Below are 19648 nucleotides of genomic sequence, written 5' to 3'. Positions count from 1 at the left end.
ATGTCGAATACAAAGGGTACATCAGTAATTAATAATCCACAGGGCGGAGGTGCTCAAAGCGGGCTTGGAGAAAAATTTTCTCCCGACCTGTTTACCGGTACCGGTAACTTCTCAGTGCCTATTGCTGTGCCTCCCGGCAGAAACGGCTTTCAGCCCGAATTGACTTTAGGTTACAGTTCAGGAAATGGAAACGGTGTTTTTGGAATGGGCTGGGCTTTGGGAATACCAGGTGTTATGCGAAAAACTTCCAAAGGAATTCCCATCTACAAGGATGATTCAGATATTTTTATTTTATCAGGAGCGGAAGACCTTGTGCCGGTTAAAATTGAAAAAGAAATTCTTACCGGAAACATTGGCTATGAGCGGACCTTTTATCGTCCGCGCACAGAGGGATTGTTTGCAAGAATAATCCGACATAAAAAAACGAATGGTGAACATTATTGGGAGGTGCGAAGCAAGGATGGGTTGATAAGCTGGTATGGCACACCGGGTGCTTCCCCTTCGACAAACTCAGGGAGCGGCGACCCGGCAATTGTTGCTGACCCGGAAAACAGAAGTAATATTTTTTCATGGGCGCTCACCAAAACCGAAGATCCTTTCGGAAATGTGATCCTTTACGATTATGCGCGCGAATTGGTCTCTGCTCCTGTTAACAAAAACGATCCGCACGTGTATGATCAGATTTATCTTTCCAATATAAAATACGCGCAGTACCTGGCAGGCTCGCTAACAAAATACCTTTGCGAGGTACATCTTGTTTACGAAGAACGCCCCGACCCTCACTCGACTTACAAGCAAGGCTTTGAAGTGCGAACTACTAAACGATGTGTGAAGGTGGAAACATACACTAACGCCGTTTCTCTTATTAAAACAAAAACCTATCATTTCAAATACGATACAAATTTACCGCTTAACGGCGCTACACTTTTAAAATCGGTGAGTGTAGAAGGCCATCCTTCGGCAGGCTCAGGAGAGGATAGCGAGTTCATGCCTCCATTAGAATTTGGATACTCGGTGTTCGATCCGGCTAAACGTGATCTTAAAGAAATAACAGGCCCTCTTCCTTTGAACTCTCTCGCCGAACCAGGTTATGAACTGGTGGATGTAACGGGAAACGGCCTTCCTGATCTTTTACAACTCAATGGCGCGGCCAGGTATTGGACCAATAAAGGTAACGGACAATTCGGTCCGCCAAAAAAATTAAATCTTACGCCTTCTTTTGAAATGGTACCAAGCGCTAAAGCAGAAGGAGCGGGAATGCCGGGAATCGCTTTTATCGACGCAAACGGCGACGGGCGCACTGATCTTTTAGTAATGAACGGGCTTACCTCGGGATATTTCCCCGGAGCGTTTCAAAAAGTGTGGGAAGAAAATGGATTTCGACCTTATTCCCAAGCACCATCTTTTAGCCTTGGCGACCCGGAAGTTCAGTTAATAGACCTGGATGGTGACGGTGTTACAGACGTCTTACGCAACGGTTCAAAGTTTGAATGCTTTTATAATAATCCTGAAAAAGGATTTAATAAAATAAGAACGGCTGCAAAAACATTTGCCGACTTCAGTTTTTCAGACCCCCGCATACGGTTTGCGGATATGACTGGAGACGGAATGCAGGACATTGTGCTGATAAGTTCAGGACGGGTTCAATACTGGCCTAATTTAGGTTATGGACGCTTTGGAAAAAAGGTGAACATGAAAAACGCCCCGGTTTTCCCGGAGCAATATGATCCGAAGCAGATCTTGTTAGGGGATTTAGATGGAGACGGACAAGCGGATATTGCCTTTGTAGAAAATAACAGGATTACACTCTATGTAAATCAAAGCGGTAATTCGTTTTCTGCAGGAGTAAAAATAGCAAATACACCGAGAGTGTATAATTTAAATGCCATTCGGATCTGTGACATTATGGGTACAGGCCAGGCAGGCCTATTGTGGAGTTTTGGGCCAGACAGCGGAACACCGGGGAAAATGTTCTTTCTTGATATGACCAAAGGCAACAAGCCCTATGTATTGGAACAAATGAACAATAATATGGGCAGCCTAACAAGAGTAGCTTACGGTTCATCTGTATACCATTTTCTAAGAGACCAGTTAAAACCTATTACGCGTTGGAAAACACAATTGCCATTTCCTGTGCAAGTAGTAAATAAAGTTGAGGTACTTGATCTGCTTTCGGGCGGAAAATTAGTAACAGAATATAATTACCATAACGGTTATTGGGATGGTGTAGAACGGGAATTCAGGGGCTTTGCACATGTGGATAGTAAAGACACAGAGAGTTTTGAAAAATTTAATGTGCAGGACCTTTTTGCCGATGAAAATGTTAATACTGTTACCTCTGAGTTTTATAGTCCGCCAACGCTTACTAAGAGCTGGTTCTATGTAGGGCCGGTAGGAGACGGATTTAGCCGATGGAAAGAGCCCGATTTCAGCGACGAGTATTGGACCGCCGACGCTAATATTTTACAACGCCCGCTCTCAATGACAAACTTATTAAACGAATTGCCAAGGCGAGCGAGACGAGATGCATTGAGAACGCTCAGAGGAACATTATTGCGAAGTGAATTATACGGATTGGACGGAAGTTCTTTTGAAGAAAAGCCTTATACTGTAACAGAAAGCCTATCCAGTGTTAGAATGGAGTTTGATCCAGCGCTTTTGCCCGATCCGTTGTGGGCTGAAACTTCGGGCTACGCCTCAGGGGGCGGTTATATATTTTTCCCTTTCAACATTGCTCAGCGCACAACACAATATGAACGCGGAACAGACCCTATGCACAACTTCAGCTTTACGAAAGAATACGATGCATACGGGCAAGTACAGGGGCAACTGAGTGTGGGTATGCCTCGCGGATCAAATCCTCTGAGTGGAGGAAATGGCGATTACCTAGCCACCTTTAGCATTAGCGATTTTATATACAAAGATCTTGGTGCCGGACAATATATGGTGAACCGTGAAAAAAGAAAAATTGCGTACGATGCCACGCAAAGTGCGATCAATAAAAATATTTTTGCTCTTCGGGATAATGTTTTCGACAGCCAAACGAATCTTGATATAATAAACTGCACACTTTGTTTTTATGACGGGAATGCTTTTGCAGGTTTGCCATACGGGCAGATTGGGAATTTTGGAGCCCAGGTAAGATGTGAAACATTGATAATAACCGATGCGATCATTGGGGCTGCTTATACAAGTACACCGCAATGCTTTGTTTCCGGAACTCCCAATTGGGGCATAACAGCAGGCTATCCTCTGGCTTTTGCAGGATTGCTTCAAGGAGGATCTTATTCTGACCGACTTGGCTACGTAAAAAAAACTGGTGCTGAGTATGTTACCGGATGGTATTCTGAAAGTCCAAGAATAAAATACGACTTCCAAGTTGGTTCACCTTTTTATGGACTTGTGCTGGAAAGCAAGGATGTGTTTGACAATTTGAGTACGATTGAATACGATATGTACAATGTATTACCGGTTAAGAGCAAGCAGTGGCTGAACGGAACGGATTACCTTGAAACCATTGCCGCGTATGATTACCGTGTGATGCAGCCTTTTGAAGTGAGGGATGTAAATGAAAATTATGCTGAATTTGATTTTTCGCCACTTGGTTTGCTGAGGGCTACCGCTGTGATAGGAAAAGGAACTGAGGGAGATTACAAAAGCAGTACCGGAGGATATTATGACAAGTACGCACCTTCGGTGCGGATGGAATATGATTTTTTCGCATTTAAAAATACCGGTGATCCGGTATTCGTGAAAACAATCAGTCGCGAAAAACATTATCAGCAAAGTGCTATAAGTCCAACCATTGAAAAAGTGGAGTATAGTGATGGATTTGGAAGGTTGATGCAAACAAGGGTGCAGGCGGAGGATGTTATTTTTGGGAATCAAACCTTTGGCACGAGCGGATTACCTCCCGATCAGACTACCCAGAACGCCAATGCTGTTGGAATTGAAAGAGGAACTGGTGATCCGCTGAATGTTGTGGTAAGCGGATGGAAAATATACAATAATAAGGGAAAGGTAGTGGAACAGTATGAACCTTTTTTTGACAAGGGATTTGATTACGTGATGCCTGATTTGTTTGGAGTAAAAGTAAAAATGTTCTATGATGTGCTCGGAAGAGTGGTTAAAACAAAGAACCCTGATAACAGCGAGCAATGGGTGATTTATGGTGTGCCCAATTCCTTGAACGCTCCAAGCAATCCGATTTTACAGAACGCTACATTTCTACCCACCCCCTGGATTAATTTTACTTATGATGCCAATGACCTTGCGCCGTTAACCAATCCTACGGGCAGCAATGTACCGGCAACACATTACTACACGCCCAAGAATGCTGAGGTTGACGCACTCGGAAGAACCATCAAGACAAAAGAGTATTTTGACAATAGTAATTATAATAATACTATTGAAATGAATTACTTCTATGATATACGTGGTAATTTATTATTGGTAAAAGATCCTTTGTCCAGGAATGCATTTGAGCACGTTTACGATTTGAGGACACCGGGAGAAGATCAGCCCTTACCGCCGTTAAAGACGGTACACATTGATAAAGGATTAAGCACGGTACTATTTGATGCTTTAGGAAAACCGATAGAAAGCCACGATTCCAAGGGTGCAATAGCGTTAAGTGCTTATGATGTGTTACAAAGGCCTACTCATGGCTGGGCAAGAAATAAAACAGCAGATGCGACAGGATTAAGGACAGTGATACAATACGGAGACAGCTCCGGGCTTATCAATCCTCAAATTCAAAATCTTAAAGGTAAAGTGTATCGCAATTACGACGAGGCCGGGCGTTTGGAAATGATTGAATATGATTTTAAAGGAAACCTTTTAAAGAAGATAAGGCAGGTAATTGACGATAGCTTTATTAAACCTTCACTCAACACTTATACAGCTTATCTGGTGGACTGGACTAGTTTTCCTGCTATCTTAAACGGGTTCCTTTATGAAACAGATTCAGAATTTGACGCGCTAAACAGAGTTACAAAACTCAAACTACCGACCAATGTGAATTCACTGAGGAAAGACATCATACCTACTTACAACAATGCCGGGGCACTTGAAAAAGTGAATTATGACGGAACTGATTATGTAAAACATATTGCATACAATGCAAAGGGACAAAGGATTTTACTGACCATGGGTAATGATGTGATGACACGTTATGTTTACGATACTTTAACTTTCCGTTTAATAAGACAAAGAAGCGAATCGTTTGCCTTTTCTCAAGTTGGAAATACAATCACCTGCGCTTACCAGAGCGGAACCAACAAACAGGATGATAAATACATTAATGATCTGATTGGGAATATTACTGAGATAAACATCAGAACAAGCACCTGTGGCGTTGGCGGTACAAACAGCCTTGACAGAAACTTTACTTACGACGCCATATACAGGATCATACAGGGAACTGGGAGGGAAAATGTCACAGGCGCTACATATCCTTTTCCCGGCTGGCAGGATATGACCAGAAGCAATACGCCAAATACAACAGTAGCTTATACACGCAATTATTCGTATGATAAGCTCGGGAACATCCAACAAATTCAGCAGGTAGGAACCAATGCCTTTACCCGAACCTATAATTACACTAGCGGCACGAACAAGCTGAGCGGTGTTAACATTGGCGCCAACTCGTACTTATATACTTATGACAGTTGCGGCAACCAAATCATAGAAAATGTAAACCGGAAGTTTGACTGGGACGCCGCGGACAGACTTTTGTTTTTCAGAGACCAGGTTGGAACATCGGAGCCTACGGTAGAGGCCCAATACATGTACGACTCATCAGGACGACGCGTAAAAAAGATAGTACGAAAACAGGGTGGCCTTTTTGAGATAAGGATTTACATTGATGGCGTTTTTGAATTTTATACCGACGAAACAGATGTGCAAAATACCGTGCACATTATGGATGACCAAAGCCGCGTAGCCACCGTACGAATTGGGGCAGCAATTGGTGACCCCACACCAGCTATTAAATACGAACTGAATAATAACATAGGCTCGAGCATGGTGTTGTTAGACAGTATTGGCGCGGAAGTGAACTTCCAGGAATATTATCCTTTTGGTGAAACAAGTTTTGGCAGTTACGCGAAAAAGCGATATCAGTATGTGGGTAAAGAAAGAGATGAAGAAAGTGGATTGTACTATTACGGAGCAAGGTACTATGCCGCTTGGACGTGTAGGTTTATTTCTGTCGATCCCTTGGCGAAACACTATATGTATCTTTCGCCTTATAACTATTCAAACAATAACCCAATTAATGATTACGATATTGATGGAAATCAAGATAATGAGTCAAAAAAGGATAGCCCACCCAATCAAAATAACAATACAGGAAATTTGGTAATTGTTATAAGGAAAGAAGGTGACCCAAATTTAGACTCAAACCAATTAAAGGATTATGCATCAGGATGGGATGTTGTTCAGGTTAAGGATTTTTCAGAGGCGAAAGAATGGATAAAAAACAACTATCAAGTTGATGGTAAAGCAACAGAGATAAAGAATTTAGTTATAGCTACTCATGCAATACCGCAAGGAGGGAAAGAATACTCATTAATAGTTGGTGAAAAAAAGTACGGATTCACGGCTGAGGTTACAGCTAAAACTCTTGATGAAAGATCAATTAAAGGGCCCAATGATTACGTTAAAGGAAAAGTTATTAATTACGCTAAAGATCAATTAGCGGCGTTACAGAGCATAATTAAGGAAAACACAAGTAGCACTGCCACAATTATTATGGCTGGATGTGAACTTGGAAGAGCTAATAATGCCTTAAATTGGGCTTCTTTTTTAAATACCGGAGGCGATCGTACAGTTTTTCTAAATACTGATCGCACCACGTTTGGTGGGACTGCAAAAGTAGGAGGGGCAAAAGAAAAATCTTTTATAGTCACTTCTCTAAATATGACTGATATGAAAGAGTTTGCAAATGGAACCGCAAGCGGTTGGATAAAGTATAAGTTTAATGCTTTAACTGGAGGGCCTTTGGAAAAAACTCAGAGTGTTGTTCTTCTATTTGACGGGAAAAATGGTAAATTAGTGGAACATAAAACCACTGATTATAGAAAGAAGCAGAATTAGAATGCAGACAGGAAGAATAATAGTATTTATTTTAGTGCTTTTTGTTTCAAAAGTTTATGCTCAGAACGTGCTTACAAAAACCACTTCAATAAATCAACTATTTTTATTGAATAAAAGTGGATTTCCAGAATCTGATCTCACATTTAACATATTTGATTCTATAAAGAGTCCAATTTATACGCGAGTAAGCCTGAGTAATTTGAGAGGTAGTTTAGGAAAAAATAGCAAAAGTGGGTATAAGATCGTGATGACTTCTCCAGTTGATGCACTCATTTATTTTAATTTTGATAGTGTTGTAGGTATTATAAAAAGAACTCAAATTGACAGCTCAATATGGTATGGAAGGTTGAAATGCATTGATAAAAAAAGTAAAAAAGAGCTATTAAATTTTAATAATAACCTTTTGGTTGGTAATAATGATTTAATATTACTTTTCACTAATAATACACCTATTTTTAGAAAGAGAGCATCTGTGGAAAAAATCGAAGATGTTACAAGAATCAAAATATTGGATGATTCATTGAGATTTAAAGAACTGCTCTTCTTAAGCGTAAATTTTAAAGAACCAACAACGTCTGTTATGATTTCATATAGTGAAAAATACAAATGCGATTTTGTAAACACTTATGTCGTAAATAAAGATTTTGTGGGTGCTTTATTAGGGAAGACTATAGGAGGAGTATTAAGCATGTATCATGAGTACATAGATAGTCGTTCATTTATTTTACAATACCCAGTTTCCTTTTTTAAATTAATAAATTACCGTAAATACATGTATCGATTGGATAGAAGAATCCTTTGGTTATACCATGAAGATTTTTTTCTCAACCCATTCTCTCCAACGAATTGTTGTGATTAGTTAAGAGTAATAAGACATTGGAGTAGCATTACAAAATCAATATGAAATGAAAGCAAGAGGATTTCTTAAAGTTTTAATTATTGCGTGTATACTTTTTTGTAAAGTTAACGCCCAAAACATTTACCCCTTTGCCTTTACCGGAAGCTTAGGCAATAGTGGCGATGGCGGCCAAGCTGTAAATGCGGAGTGTGTAAATCCGTTCTATGTTGCTGCCGATGCAGCTGGTAACGTTTATATTTCCGATCAGAATAACAACAAGGTGCGCAAAGTAAACACGTCGGGCATTATTACTACCTTTGCCGGAACAGGCAACGCCACATACGGAGGTGATGGAGCATCGGCCAATTTTGCTCACATAAAGGCCCCGGGGGGTGTCGCGTTTGATGCTTCAGGTAATGTGTATATAGCGGACACCTGGAATCATCGCGTCAGGAAAGTAGATTTGTCCGGAATTATTACAACCTTTGCTGGAGACGGCACATTCGGTTTCAGTGGAGATGGAGGACCAGCAACCAACGCGAAATTAAATTTTCCACAAGATATTGCGACTGATGCATCCGGAAATATTTACATAGCTGATGCAGGAAACACCAGAGTCAGAAAAGTAGATCCATCCGGTATTATTACAACCTTTGCCGGAACCGGGGTTTCCGGCTGGCAGGGAGACGGAGGACCTGCAACTAGCGCAGATTTAGAAAAATTAAGCAGTTTAGCTGTAGATGGAGCAGGTAACCTGTTTATTGTTACCGGTCCACGTGTAAGGAAGGTAAATACTTCCGGCATTATATCGACATATGCAGGCACCGGGAGTTCAGGTTTTACTGGTGATGGAGGCCCAGCTACCAGCGCAAAAATTGCCGCGGAAGGAATCGCTTTTGATGCCTCAGGTAATCTATATATTGCTGATGGATACAATCACAGAGTAAGAGTGGTGAGTACCTCCGGAATAATTTCAACTTTTGCCGGCAACGGTGTTGCAAGCGGCGGGGGCGATGGCGGGCTTGCTACCATTGCCCAATTAAACCATCCTCAATCGGTTGCTGTGAATGCGTCGGGTAATGTCATCATTTCTGATTCATGGAATAACCGAATAAGGATAGTGTGCATTAATGACTGCCTAGCCGGAATACCCTCTTTAACAAAAGACCACGCTAACCTGAAAATTTATCCCAATCCGAATAATGGAGTATTTAGTATAAAGACCGAAGGAGAAATTAATAAGGGAGAATTGACCGTTAGAAATGCGTTAGGCCAGGTTGTTCATTCGCAGGAGCTAACTGCCGAAACAAACAAAATTGACCTTTCTCATCTTGCAGCCGGATTGTATAGCTGTATTCTTCTCGAGGATAAAAGATCAATGTACAGCAGTAAGCTATCAATAGAATAGATATGGGCAGGATAAAATATGGAAGTATCGAAGCCGACGTAAATTGGCAATGGCCAACCAGAGAAATATTCGAAAGCTGGAAATGCGATTTTTTTAAACTGGAAGAAACTAAATTCTTCGATATTTATCTTGTCGGTGGTTTTTTAGAAAAAATGAATGGAAAGAGGGAACATACCCAGGATGTAGATATTATTCTGACAAAAAACGAGAATAGGGCTCAGATAAAAAAGCTCATTCACGAAGGAACTAAACTGGGAATAGAAAAATACAATGTTTTTTTTGATATACTTTGGTTTGATAACCTGTTGTTTTACTCTGAATTGAAAAGAGATGAGGTGGTCCAAACAAGAATCTATTTATTATCCGATAGATGGATCATTGACGGCGAGTTAAAAAAACAGTATCACAATGCCATTCAAGTTGAAGAAGACCTATGGCAAATGCAGACCGAATACCCCACAGAAAAGCAGCTGCAATTAATAAACTCCGGATATATGTTTTCTAACCCGGTATTGTTATCGGAAAATAATTAAAGAACATTAGCACTAGGAATGAATTAAAAACCACTTACCATCATTTATGAAATTGACAACCGATTTATTTCACACGACTATCGATAGGTTAAAATATAAGTGGTTCTCAGATTCACCGAACCTAATCGGCATCCGTACAACACTTCAAGCCCCTGATATCTTCAATGACTTTTTATGCCTTGTTTTTAAACAGCCTGTGATCCCATCCAATTATAATGTACTGCAAAAACAAAAGTGGCTCAACAAATGGGCTTACAAAGGAAAAGACGGCAAGGCACTGGCAGAGGACGGGAAAATAGGTCGTAATACAAATTTTGCTTTGGCTCAGTACAACAGTGATAAAAATAAAGAACGCCTGAAGATATACGTGATCACAACCGATCCAGGGGTTTATTACCAGTCGGTGAGATTACTGAATGTAAAAGGATGCGCCGTTATGAAACCCGGGCAATATGTTAATTGTTACCAATTAGGAAAACATAAAAAAGCAGATCATAAAGCACTTGTACAAACGGGTGGCAAGATCACCGTTTACAGGGATAATGACAGGGACGGCATTGCAGAGAATCTTGGTGTTGAGGAAACCGGCTTTTTCGGATGCAACATACATGGCGCAAAAAAAATCACTAAGACAGATAAGATCGGCGCTTACAGCGCGGGTTGCCAGGTTTTTGAAGACTGGTATCAAAAGGAAGAATTTATAGGCATATGTGAACAGTTTAAAAATACAGGCGGGAACAAATTCACATACACTTTGATTGAAGAAAAAGATTTAATCTAAACATGAAAGTTGAGCAATTTACAAATGAAGCTGCCGTCCTAAATATTATTTCGCAGTTAAAAGAAGAAAAAATCCATGAGAAGGAATTGTCTGATGTTACTGATGGAATACACCAATATGTTGATCTAGTTATGGAAGGCGGCGGGGTACTGGGGGTAGCCCTGGCCGGCTATGTTTATGTTTTGGAACAGATGAACATACGTTTCCTGCAATTGGGAGGCACATCTGCCGGAGCAATCAACACCATGCTCATGGCGGCCGCCGGACCGATACACGAAGCAAAAACGGATTGGATATTAGCACAGATATGCAACAAGAATTTTAATGATTTTGTAGATGGAGACAGAGATGCGCGCGGATTTATTGAAGCGTTGATCACAAATGCCGGTACGGTTAAGTTATCGATTAAGGGATTACAAGTAATTGATAACTTCCATAATGATCTTGGATTGAATCCGGGAACTAATTTTCACATGTGGATGAAATCATTACTACATTTAAAAGGAATAAAAACATTAAAAGATTTAATGGAGTTAAGAAAGAAAAGTCCTAATGGGGGATTGTTCAATCGATATGATAAAAATATTATTTACAGCTCCGAAATATTTGAGAGGGTTGTAATAGTTGCTGCCGACGTTTCAACAGAGAGCAAAATTATTTTTCCGGAAATGGCGAGTCTTTTTTGGCATGAGCCTGAAAATGTTTGTCCGTCTGATTTCGTAAGAGCAACTATGTCTATTCCTTTTTTCTTCTTTCCTTTTAGAATAAAAAATATACCGCAAGGAGCAAAAGCCTGGGAAAACTGGAAAATTAAGACAGGTTATGTAGGTAATACGCCGACTGAAGTAACATTTGTTGATGGGGGGATTATGTCTAATTTCCCGATTGATATATTTCATCAACATACTAAGGTGCCACATGCGCCTACTTTGGGTGTAAAGCTTGGAGAAGATAGAACACAGGAAAAGAAAACCGATAAATTTTTCCCATACTTAGGAGCTATATTTGATTCCGCAAGGCATATACACGATTACAATTTTCTACTCAAAAATCCGGATTTTCAAAAGCTGATTTGCATGGTAAATATTGATGGGCATAACTGGTTAGATTTTGGAATAAAGGACGAAGCAAAAGTTGATTTGTTTGTGAGAGGCGCAAAAGCAGCATCCGACTTTTTAAGAACTTTTGATTGGACTAAATACAAACAAATTAGAAAAGGACTTGCAGAAGCATACAAGGCTGCTAATGCGTAAAATCTTTTCCGTATCTTCTGATATATTTTTCAGGTTCTTCATTTCCTTTTCCGTAATTTGTAAATAGAACCAAGGTTTTTGAATTTAATATGAGCTCGAAAAACAGTGATATTCTCGTTATTTAAGATAATGTTTTATCGCCTTGTGGGATGTACAAACTTAATATATGGCGGCTCTCCGCTTTTTCTCTTTTCACTGTTCATTTGCTTATAGTAAGCATTTGACTTTGAATTAGGATAAAGATTAATAAACTTGGTCATTCCTTTCAAATTTGGGATTCTAATAGTTGAAACATTCTCTGGAATTATCCTTTGTTCTAAAAGCCTTGCGTTACTCGTAATAATAGTTGTTTTGTCCAAAGGAAATTTTACAGTCTCAAGTCCATTCATGTGAAAAAAATTATCCAGTTGAGGGCAAATGGCAATTGAATAGACTTTAGTTTTTTGAAATACATCCACTAATTCTAAGAATTTAAGAAAATCCAACTTTGTCGTAAAAGTATTAATGAAAAGTGGCGAAATTGAATTATTAAGTTTGTGAAATCCTTCAAGTTTTCTGATATCCTTTAAAATTTGTTCTTTATTGTAGCATCCATTCTTAAATTCAATCACTACATTATTTTTATATGATTTTGATCGAGGATCTGCTAGATAGAAATCTGCTCTACCATTATATTTTGTATGTCTCATCATATTCTCTTCAACAGTTACAATGTGATCAGGCGCTTCTTTTTTCAGGTGATAAAAGAAATTATGCTTGAAAGTAGCTTCATTGGTATGATATTCTCTTTCAATTGTATTAACAAGAGCCTTAACTATTTTCTTTAGAGTATGGTGCTGCTTCAGTCCCATTAATTATTTTTCCTTAGTCAGTAAAATTTACAATACTTTCTTTCTTAATTACAAGTTCCTCACCAAGTGAATAGTCCTTATCATGATTAAATGGATAGTGCGTGTTTTTATCAAAATCTTTTATTGTTTGAACTCTTATAGCAGTACTGCCAAATCCATTATTTATTATATAACCAAAGAGTTTTTTATCGTCATTCAATTCAAATTCGTGACATAGAGTGAACTTTTTATCGATCTCAACTCCCAGAACCTGCTCTTTGTTCTTATACTCCCGTTCAAACATTGACCCAATGTTTAGTTTGAATATTTTCCCCACCCCGTGAACATAAACATCATCAGTGTCTATTTCGGCTACAATTATTCCTCTTTCTATCTTTACCATAATTCTATTTTTAGTTTATTCTTCTTGAAAATTAAAATCTACATTCAAATCTGGATCAATACCAACACCAACCATTTCTTTGCCGTTTAAATTGGAAAAGCAGACATAAAAATCATTAACGATGTAATGTTTTATATTTGGATTCCGGTAAACAGTTTTATAATCAATCATTATTGTTTCTGTTAAGTCTTTTAGCTCATCAAAACTTTCAAACCATTTTGAGAATTTCTTTTGACCAATAGTTTTCATGTGGTTCAATTCCTTCTCAGTCCAAATTATTTCTTTAACATATCTATATTTGTTTATTAAATCCATGTGGTATTTTTCATCGAACTCTCCTTCTATCAACTCACCATTTACTCTTCTCCCGTTCTTATCATAATATTCCCAACCTTCTCCTTCTATTTCCCCATGCAGCTTTAAACGGTTGGCTTTAAAATAATCTGAAAATCCAATTCTTTCAATTTGACTAAATTTCGACGGAAGAATTACATCACCTTGATTATTTAGCACGCCGCAAACTTCTGTTCCATCCCAAAAAATCGAATCATATAAGTAAAGATCATCCATGAAAGGAATTAAGCTTTTTGCGTTAATCGCGTACAACTGTTTAAGCCTTTCACTATCTTCAAAACCCATGAAATCACCTATCCATAAAACAAAAAAATGATTGGCTTCGTGTAATTCATTTCCATTAAAAGTCACTTCCTGCTTTCCCTTTTTTACATAAAAATCAAAAACAACCGAATTACCATGTACGTTTCGTATATTAATGTTGTCGGGCAATTTCTTGTTGGTTTTTTTACCATTCATTTTTGCTAAAAATCTGTCCCCAAAACTTGTTTCAATTTCTAGCTTTACTAAATCATTAATCATAGACACAATAGCGTCTCGATACTCTGTGGATTTTTCTTTGTTGACTGAGATAAACACCTTCGGTGTGTTCAATTCCAATAATTCGAAGATTTTTTCATAATTGTTTTTATCAGAATCGAAAATCCTTTTGGCATTTTCTAATTTTGCAACAAACTTTTTTCTCTCCTCGTTCATCTTATAATTGATAAGAGCATCTCTTGTGTCGGGATTAATATCTGTTAATTGATCCATCATTACAGATCTATGCAAGTATTTTTTTAGCACATCCGATAATTCGATTGAATTTAACCTGTGAATTAATTCTGCTACCTCGTAATCACTGGAAAGTTTAAAATCTTCTCTAATCCTAGCAAGGACCGATTCGGGTTGTGATATCACAACTTGCTTTAGCCATTCAGAAGTAAGGCACACCTCTGTCATTTTTAGTATGTCAGTATTGGTGCAATGGTTAAGTACGTTTATTAAATCTAATTTGTAGTATTGGCTCATGTCGTTATAAAATAAATCGGCGTGGAAATTCAGAATACTGCACGCCCGACGTACCGCGAAGCACGTTGCTGTACAAATAAACTAAACCCCACGCCTTGACGTGAGCATTTAAGTTTTTCTTGTACAGCAGTTGAAATTTCGCGGTTTCCGGGTTGCTAAGAATTTTACTTACGCTAATATGTTATGTTTCTATATTTTTCCTATACGCTAATTTTTGTTTGTCTTATATCAAAGATAATCTATTCTTTTTGCCTTTGTAAACGTGTTAATAAAATGAATAAACCGAATTATAAACAACCTTTTATCAAGGGAAATTTATATTAGGATATAAATTTTGACCCGAAAGAACTCCCGTTATCCGGTATAAACGGGTGTTTTCCTCCGGATACCCGCATTTACGGGAGTTTACGGGCATAATTGAGGGTAACCCATTGGGAAACACCAATTTGATAAATCAACCGTAAACGGGAGTAAACGCCCGTTTACACCGGCACAAAAATTTCAAAAGAGTGAACCGGCACAAAAAGTACAGGGGCAAAAAAAGAGAGAACGTTTGTTCTCTCTTTTTATTTGGAAGAGTAATTAGTTTAAGCATCGGGTTGTGTCTTGTCTTTGTGTCTGAATTTGAATTCGGTCTTGCCTTCAAACTTAGAAGACACATCTTTAAAGATACAGTATGCGCCGTATGCTGCTAAACAAATAATAACCCCACCCACTACATAATGTGTCGTAGTGAGTTTAAAAGGCTGATGTGGCTTTGCAACATGATCTAAAGGTACGCCATACAGTTTTTGAATTTCCGGATAAGTAATTTTTGCAGTCATTTTTTAGGTTTTATGGTTTATAATAAATTAATACTTCAAGGGGCGAAACTAAGAAGGTTAGAAAGTTGCCGAACATTACACAGAAACCATTCTTAACATTGCAAAGCGGATAGAAGTAAGTGTAATGTCGGAGGTCGACCTTCAGTTCTTCTAGAAAAGAGATGCTGTAAATTGTTCCATTCTTCTTATCAATGGTCAATCTAGAAAAGACTTCGATGTTTTTTTCTACTTGTTCAGGATTAATCTCAAAGGCGGGAGCCGGTTCTGTTTTTTCTGAAGGAGGAATACCGGGCGTGATGGGTATAATGACTGGCTCGTCATCATCGAATTCATTCATCCTCCTTCCTAGCTTTAACTTTTTTAATTTTCTATTTTCATTGTAGTGGTCATCTGCACATTTATCGCAACAATAGATCCGACCGCTTGTTGTCATAAATGGTTCTGAGCATCTTGGATATAAACACACTCTGTAATAAGGTGAATTCACATCCAGTTTTAAGTGATTTCGTTTTTTCATAAGTATTGGTTTTAATTGTTTAAAGATTTATTTGCTAAAGTTCGATAAATGTAACATATTTGTAACAAATAATTATAAACACATGATTAACAAATCTATAAATATAAGAGATGTGGCGAGCTTTCTGCTTGGAAAGAGTGATCACGTTCGTCCTTATACACTATTGGACTGTAGAGTATCAAAGCGTGACATGGTATATTGGCAAGAGCGCGGCGTATTAATAAAAGACAATACTCCAAACAAAACTCGACGGTTCAATTTCAAAGAACTAGTGTGGATTCGACTAGTATCTAAACTAAGAAAGCTAACGGTAAGTTTTGAGGCAATCGCAGATATCAAAGAAGAACTTTTTCAGCAAACCAAACTCTCTGATTATTTAATGCATCCTGATGCTGATAAATATGTTGAAGCAGCTATTCAAAATTTAGATGAAGATCAATATGTGAAGCAAGAAATTAGAAATAATTATAAAACTTCTGAGCATGTAAATAAAATAAGCATAACAAATTTTGACATTATGCTATCCAAAATTCTTCATGAAAAAGGAAACGTAACATTATTACTTGCGATTCAAGATTCCGTGAATGGAGAAATTCAGCGAAGAGATGGTGATCAGTGGATGACAATTTTTATTCCTGATATTATTGAAGAATTAACTAAAATCGATGGCTATAATCAGATCTTTCTTCATGACTATATCGCCATCTCTCTAAATGATCTTCTGAAAGATGTAATTGTTTCAATTGATCCCGGTAAAATACCAGATAGGTTTTTTCAATTGACAAATGAGGAAAAGCAAATTCTTCAATTCATTCGTGGAGGCAAATACAAATCAATTGCCATTCGCTTCAACGACGATAAAAAACCATACTTAGCTGAGCTGACCGAAATTAAAAAATTAAAAAATGAGGCGCGCATATTTGAGCTAATATATAAAGGTGCTTATCAAAATATTGAAATCGGAACTCAGGAAGGTATGATATACTCCTGTACAAGTACAAGAAAAATAAAACTTTAAAGCTCGGAAATACCGAGAATCATATCAAAGTGATCTTATCAAATAAATTGAAAGATCTCGCATTCACTTAAAGAGATGCTACCAACATTTGAGGAGTGTAAAAAAATTTTAAATCAAGGCGAAGAACAATACACAGATGAACAGATCAAGCAAATTATTAGTCTGATGACCATGTGGGCAAAAATTAATGCCCGCACAATTATTAACCACATAAATAAAATTAAAAATGAGAAAAGCGGCGATAATGGCAAGGGTGTCTTCTGATGAACAGGCACAAGGTTATTCTTTAGATAGCCAGATGGAACAGTTAAAGAAATTTTGCGAGCAGAGAAATATAGAAATTGTTTATGAATTTCTCGAAGATCATAGTGCAAAAACATTTGAACGACCAGCATTCCAAAAATTTCTTCAACGTGCAAAAAGTAATCGTGGATTTGTAGACTGTCTGCTTTTTATTTCATGGGACAGGTTTTCGCGTAACACCACAGATGCTTATGTAATGATTCGTACTTTAAAAGGTTTAGGTATCGAAGCGCAAGCTTCGTCACAACCAATAGACTTTAGTATTCCTGAAAGTAAATTCTTATTGGCGTATTATCTTACATTCCCGGAGGTAGATAATGACAGAAGAAGTATAAAAATCAAAGATGGAATTCGAGCCGCATGGAAAGCAGGAAGATGGACAAGTACAGCCCCGAAAGGATATTTGAATAGTAGGGACGAATACAAAAAGCCTTTGCTTATACCTAATCCTAAGTTAGCACCTGCGGTGTTAAAGATGTTTGAATTGGCATCAACGGGAATGCCTCAATACAGAATCCGATATGAAATAAAGGAGATGGGATTAAAGTATAGTAGAAATGGCATCGCAATCGCTCTTAGAAATCCCATATACATGGGAAAGATATTTATTCCACCAGATGAAAGCAATCCGGTTGCTTTAATGGTTGATGCAGTTCACGAAGCAATAGTTGAGCCTGAACTATTCTACAAAGTACAAGATGTTATTAATCGAAAAAATAATAGACGAATTACTCCTAAGAATACTAAAATTCGACCTGAATTTCCTTTACGTGGTTTATTAATTTGCAATAAGTGTGGTGGTTTAATGACTGCTAGTGCAAGTACCGGGAAGATGAAGAAAAAGTTCTTTTACTATCATTGTAATTCATGTTACCAACAGAGATTTCCAGCTCATATTGTGAACGACGAACTTGATAAAATTAAAAAACTGTTAAGTTTTAAAAACCATCCCTCAACAGTGTATAAGCTTTTTTTGAACTCATTTCTAAGTGATACGAACAAACAATCGCAATTTGAAATTAATAAGGCTGAAAAAGAGCTTGAGATAGTTAGCAAACGTTTGGAAAATTTGCAATTATTATTTGTTGACGGCAGCATTTCAGCCGATGAATATTCAAAACTGAAATTAAAATTCAACTCTGAGATGGAAGAATTAAAGAGCGTTGCATATGGGAGCCGGAATACATCGAGAGAATTATCAGAAGGAATAAGAGAGTCTATTAATTTATTCGCAAATTTCGGGAAGACCCTAGAATCAATGGAACTAGAGGATCGATATCAAATATGGAGTTCGATATTTCCAGAAAAAATGAAATTTGACGGAAAAAATTGTCGAACTCACAAAATAAATGAAGCTGTAGCTCTACTTATCAGTATTGACGGGGGTTCCAGAGGAAATGAAAAAAGGGACAAACTCAAAAAATTAAGTTTGTCCCTTCAGGTGGACCCGCAGGGATTCGAACCCTGGTCCAAATAAGGAGTTGATAAGCTTTCTACACGTTTAGAACTTATTTGATTTTCGATTTAAAACAGGCATAAATTCAAACCAATTTTAAACTTAGATGCTAATATTGCTTTAGATAACATCATCACTAAAACAACCTGCTATTTTATGATGCAAGGTCTCAATCGCTAAGCAGAAACGCTACTGAGTTTGCAAAGGCCGAATCAACTGAGTTGATTAAGCAGCCATAGCGTAAGAATTCTCTTCGCCAATTATAGTTTTGAGAATTAGGATTAAAGTGCCATATCCACAACGCACTACATGCTTACTTACCCACCGCGCTCACTGTCAAAACCGGTCGGGCCCCATTTAGAATTATAAGTTATGAATGTTGAATTTCAGAACCATAATCCCGTTCAAAGAACTTTTCACAAAGATACTACAATTTAAGGGGGATTTTACCATTTTTAATATATTTAACTCTGCTAATATCCAACACTATGAAAAAAACAGGTCTTTTACTCTTGATTTTATTTTCTCTTTCTATGCATGCGCAAAAAGCCGTTAAATCAAAAAATTTGCAGTTAAAATATACGCTGCTCGAAAACTGGAGCGCCGAAGAATTTGGCGGTATGTCGCCATGGGAAGATGGTAACAGTACGTATTGTAAATGCGCCGGCGTCGCTTTTTCCAAACCTCACAAAGATGGTAAAATGCATGTGGTGGTTTATCCAAGTACCGTTGGCGGACTTGATTCCGCCAAACGTTCAAACGTAGGCCATCTACATTTCGAGAATGTGATTAAGTACGATAAAACCACCAATAAAAATTTTTCCTTCGAAAAACGTAAATCCAACTTTACCGATCTCAAATCAAAATCGAAATCATTCGAGGTAATTCGCTTCCAGGCTAAACATGAAGGGCGCATTTATGTTTTTTATGCCTGGCAGGAAAGTATGAATGCTTTAAATTCTACCAATGAAAGAGAATTGATGGAAATGGTTAATGCTATAGAGCCACTTTAGTAATTGTA

At 37.9% G+C, this 19648-nt stretch carries 15 protein-coding genes and 1 other RNA gene; 10 read left to right on the top strand and 6 right to left on the bottom strand.

Annotated elements, in window-relative coordinates:
- The 6 genes from J0L69_09970 to J0L69_09945 are packed head-to-tail and all read left to right on the top strand — an operon-like array spanning position 1 to position 11911.
- The gene (locus J0L69_09970; GenBank protein MBN8693513.1) at positions 1–7098 is read left to right on the top strand and encodes a VCBS repeat-containing protein; all 7098 of its coding nucleotides are present in this window, start codon (positions 1–3) and stop codon (positions 7096–7098) included.
- A 1-nt stretch (position 7099) separates the two neighbouring features.
- Positions 7100–7957, top strand: coding sequence for a hypothetical protein (locus J0L69_09965; protein ID MBN8693512.1), 858 nt, complete (start codon positions 7100–7102; stop codon positions 7955–7957).
- 46 nt (positions 7958–8003) lie between these two features.
- On the top strand, positions 8004–9344 hold the full coding sequence (locus tag J0L69_09960) for a T9SS type A sorting domain-containing protein (GenBank protein ID MBN8693511.1): 1341 nt from the start codon (positions 8004–8006) through the stop codon (positions 9342–9344).
- 2 nt (positions 9345–9346) lie between these two features.
- Positions 9347–9877: a hypothetical protein gene (locus tag J0L69_09955; GenBank protein ID MBN8693510.1), complete on the top strand. Its 531-nt coding sequence runs from the start codon at positions 9347–9349 to the stop codon at positions 9875–9877.
- Between the two features lie 46 nt (positions 9878–9923).
- The gene (locus J0L69_09950) at positions 9924–10658 is read left to right on the top strand and encodes a hypothetical protein (protein MBN8693509.1); all 735 of its coding nucleotides are present in this window, start codon (positions 9924–9926) and stop codon (positions 10656–10658) included.
- 2 nt (positions 10659–10660) lie between these two features.
- Entirely contained in the window at positions 10661–11911 is a 1251-nt protein-coding gene (locus tag J0L69_09945) for a patatin-like phospholipase family protein (protein ID MBN8693508.1), read from the top strand.
- 134 nt (positions 11912–12045) lie between these two features.
- Here the strand turns inward: J0L69_09945 and J0L69_09940 are convergent, their stop codons facing one another.
- The 5 genes from J0L69_09940 to J0L69_09920 all read right to left on the bottom strand — a co-directional run bounded on the left by J0L69_09940 (position 12046) and on the right by J0L69_09920 (position 15850).
- Positions 12046–12762 (bottom strand): hypothetical protein, encoded by a 717-nt coding sequence (locus tag J0L69_09940; GenBank protein ID MBN8693507.1) that lies wholly within the window; start codon positions 12760–12762, stop codon positions 12046–12048.
- A 13-nt stretch (positions 12763–12775) separates the two neighbouring features.
- A complete protein-coding gene (locus J0L69_09935) occupies positions 12776–13144 on the bottom strand; it encodes a hypothetical protein (protein ID MBN8693506.1) in 369 nt (122 codons plus the stop codon).
- A gap of 15 nt (positions 13145–13159) precedes the next feature.
- Positions 13160–14509 (bottom strand): hypothetical protein, encoded by a 1350-nt coding sequence (locus J0L69_09930; GenBank protein ID MBN8693505.1) that lies wholly within the window; start codon positions 14507–14509, stop codon positions 13160–13162.
- 587 nt (positions 14510–15096) lie between these two features.
- Positions 15097–15333 (bottom strand): hypothetical protein, encoded by a 237-nt coding sequence (locus J0L69_09925; GenBank protein MBN8693504.1) that lies wholly within the window; start codon positions 15331–15333, stop codon positions 15097–15099.
- Positions 15334–15343: 10 nt separating this feature from the next.
- On the bottom strand, positions 15344–15850 hold the full coding sequence (locus J0L69_09920; GenBank protein ID MBN8693503.1) for a hypothetical protein: 507 nt from the start codon (positions 15848–15850) through the stop codon (positions 15344–15346).
- 82 nt (positions 15851–15932) lie between these two features.
- On the opposite strand from J0L69_09920, the gene J0L69_09915 reads away from it, so the two are divergent.
- From J0L69_09915 to J0L69_09905, 3 genes are all read left to right on the top strand, one after another.
- The gene (locus J0L69_09915; protein MBN8693502.1) at positions 15933–16868 is read left to right on the top strand and encodes a MerR family transcriptional regulator; all 936 of its coding nucleotides are present in this window, start codon (positions 15933–15935) and stop codon (positions 16866–16868) included.
- A gap of 75 nt (positions 16869–16943) precedes the next feature.
- Complete coding sequence (locus tag J0L69_09910) at positions 16944–17132, top strand: hypothetical protein (protein ID MBN8693501.1); 189 nt, start codon at positions 16944–16946, stop codon at positions 17130–17132.
- The gene (locus J0L69_09905) at positions 17095–18648 is read left to right on the top strand and encodes a recombinase family protein (protein MBN8693500.1); all 1554 of its coding nucleotides are present in this window, start codon (positions 17095–17097) and stop codon (positions 18646–18648) included. Before J0L69_09910 ends, J0L69_09905 begins: the two co-directional genes overlap by 38 nt.
- On the opposite strand, the gene ssrA is transcribed toward J0L69_09905, so the two are convergent.
- Positions 18611–18981, bottom strand: a transfer-messenger RNA (tmRNA) gene (gene ssrA, locus J0L69_09900). The genes J0L69_09905 and ssrA overlap by 38 nt on opposite strands.
- Before the next feature lie 134 nt (positions 18982–19115).
- On the opposite strand from ssrA, the gene J0L69_09895 reads away from it, so the two are divergent.
- Positions 19116–19640, top strand: coding sequence for a hypothetical protein (locus tag J0L69_09895; protein MBN8693499.1), 525 nt, complete (start codon positions 19116–19118; stop codon positions 19638–19640).
- Positions 19641–19648 lie beyond the last annotated feature (8 nt).

Source organism: Bacteroidota bacterium, assembly GCA_017303905.1.
Classification (GTDB): Bacteria; Bacteroidota; Bacteroidia; order B-17B0; family Aurantibacillaceae; genus JAHEYG01.
The sequence above is the reverse complement of the archived record's forward strand: the minus strand, read 5'-3'. Positions and strand labels throughout refer to the sequence as shown.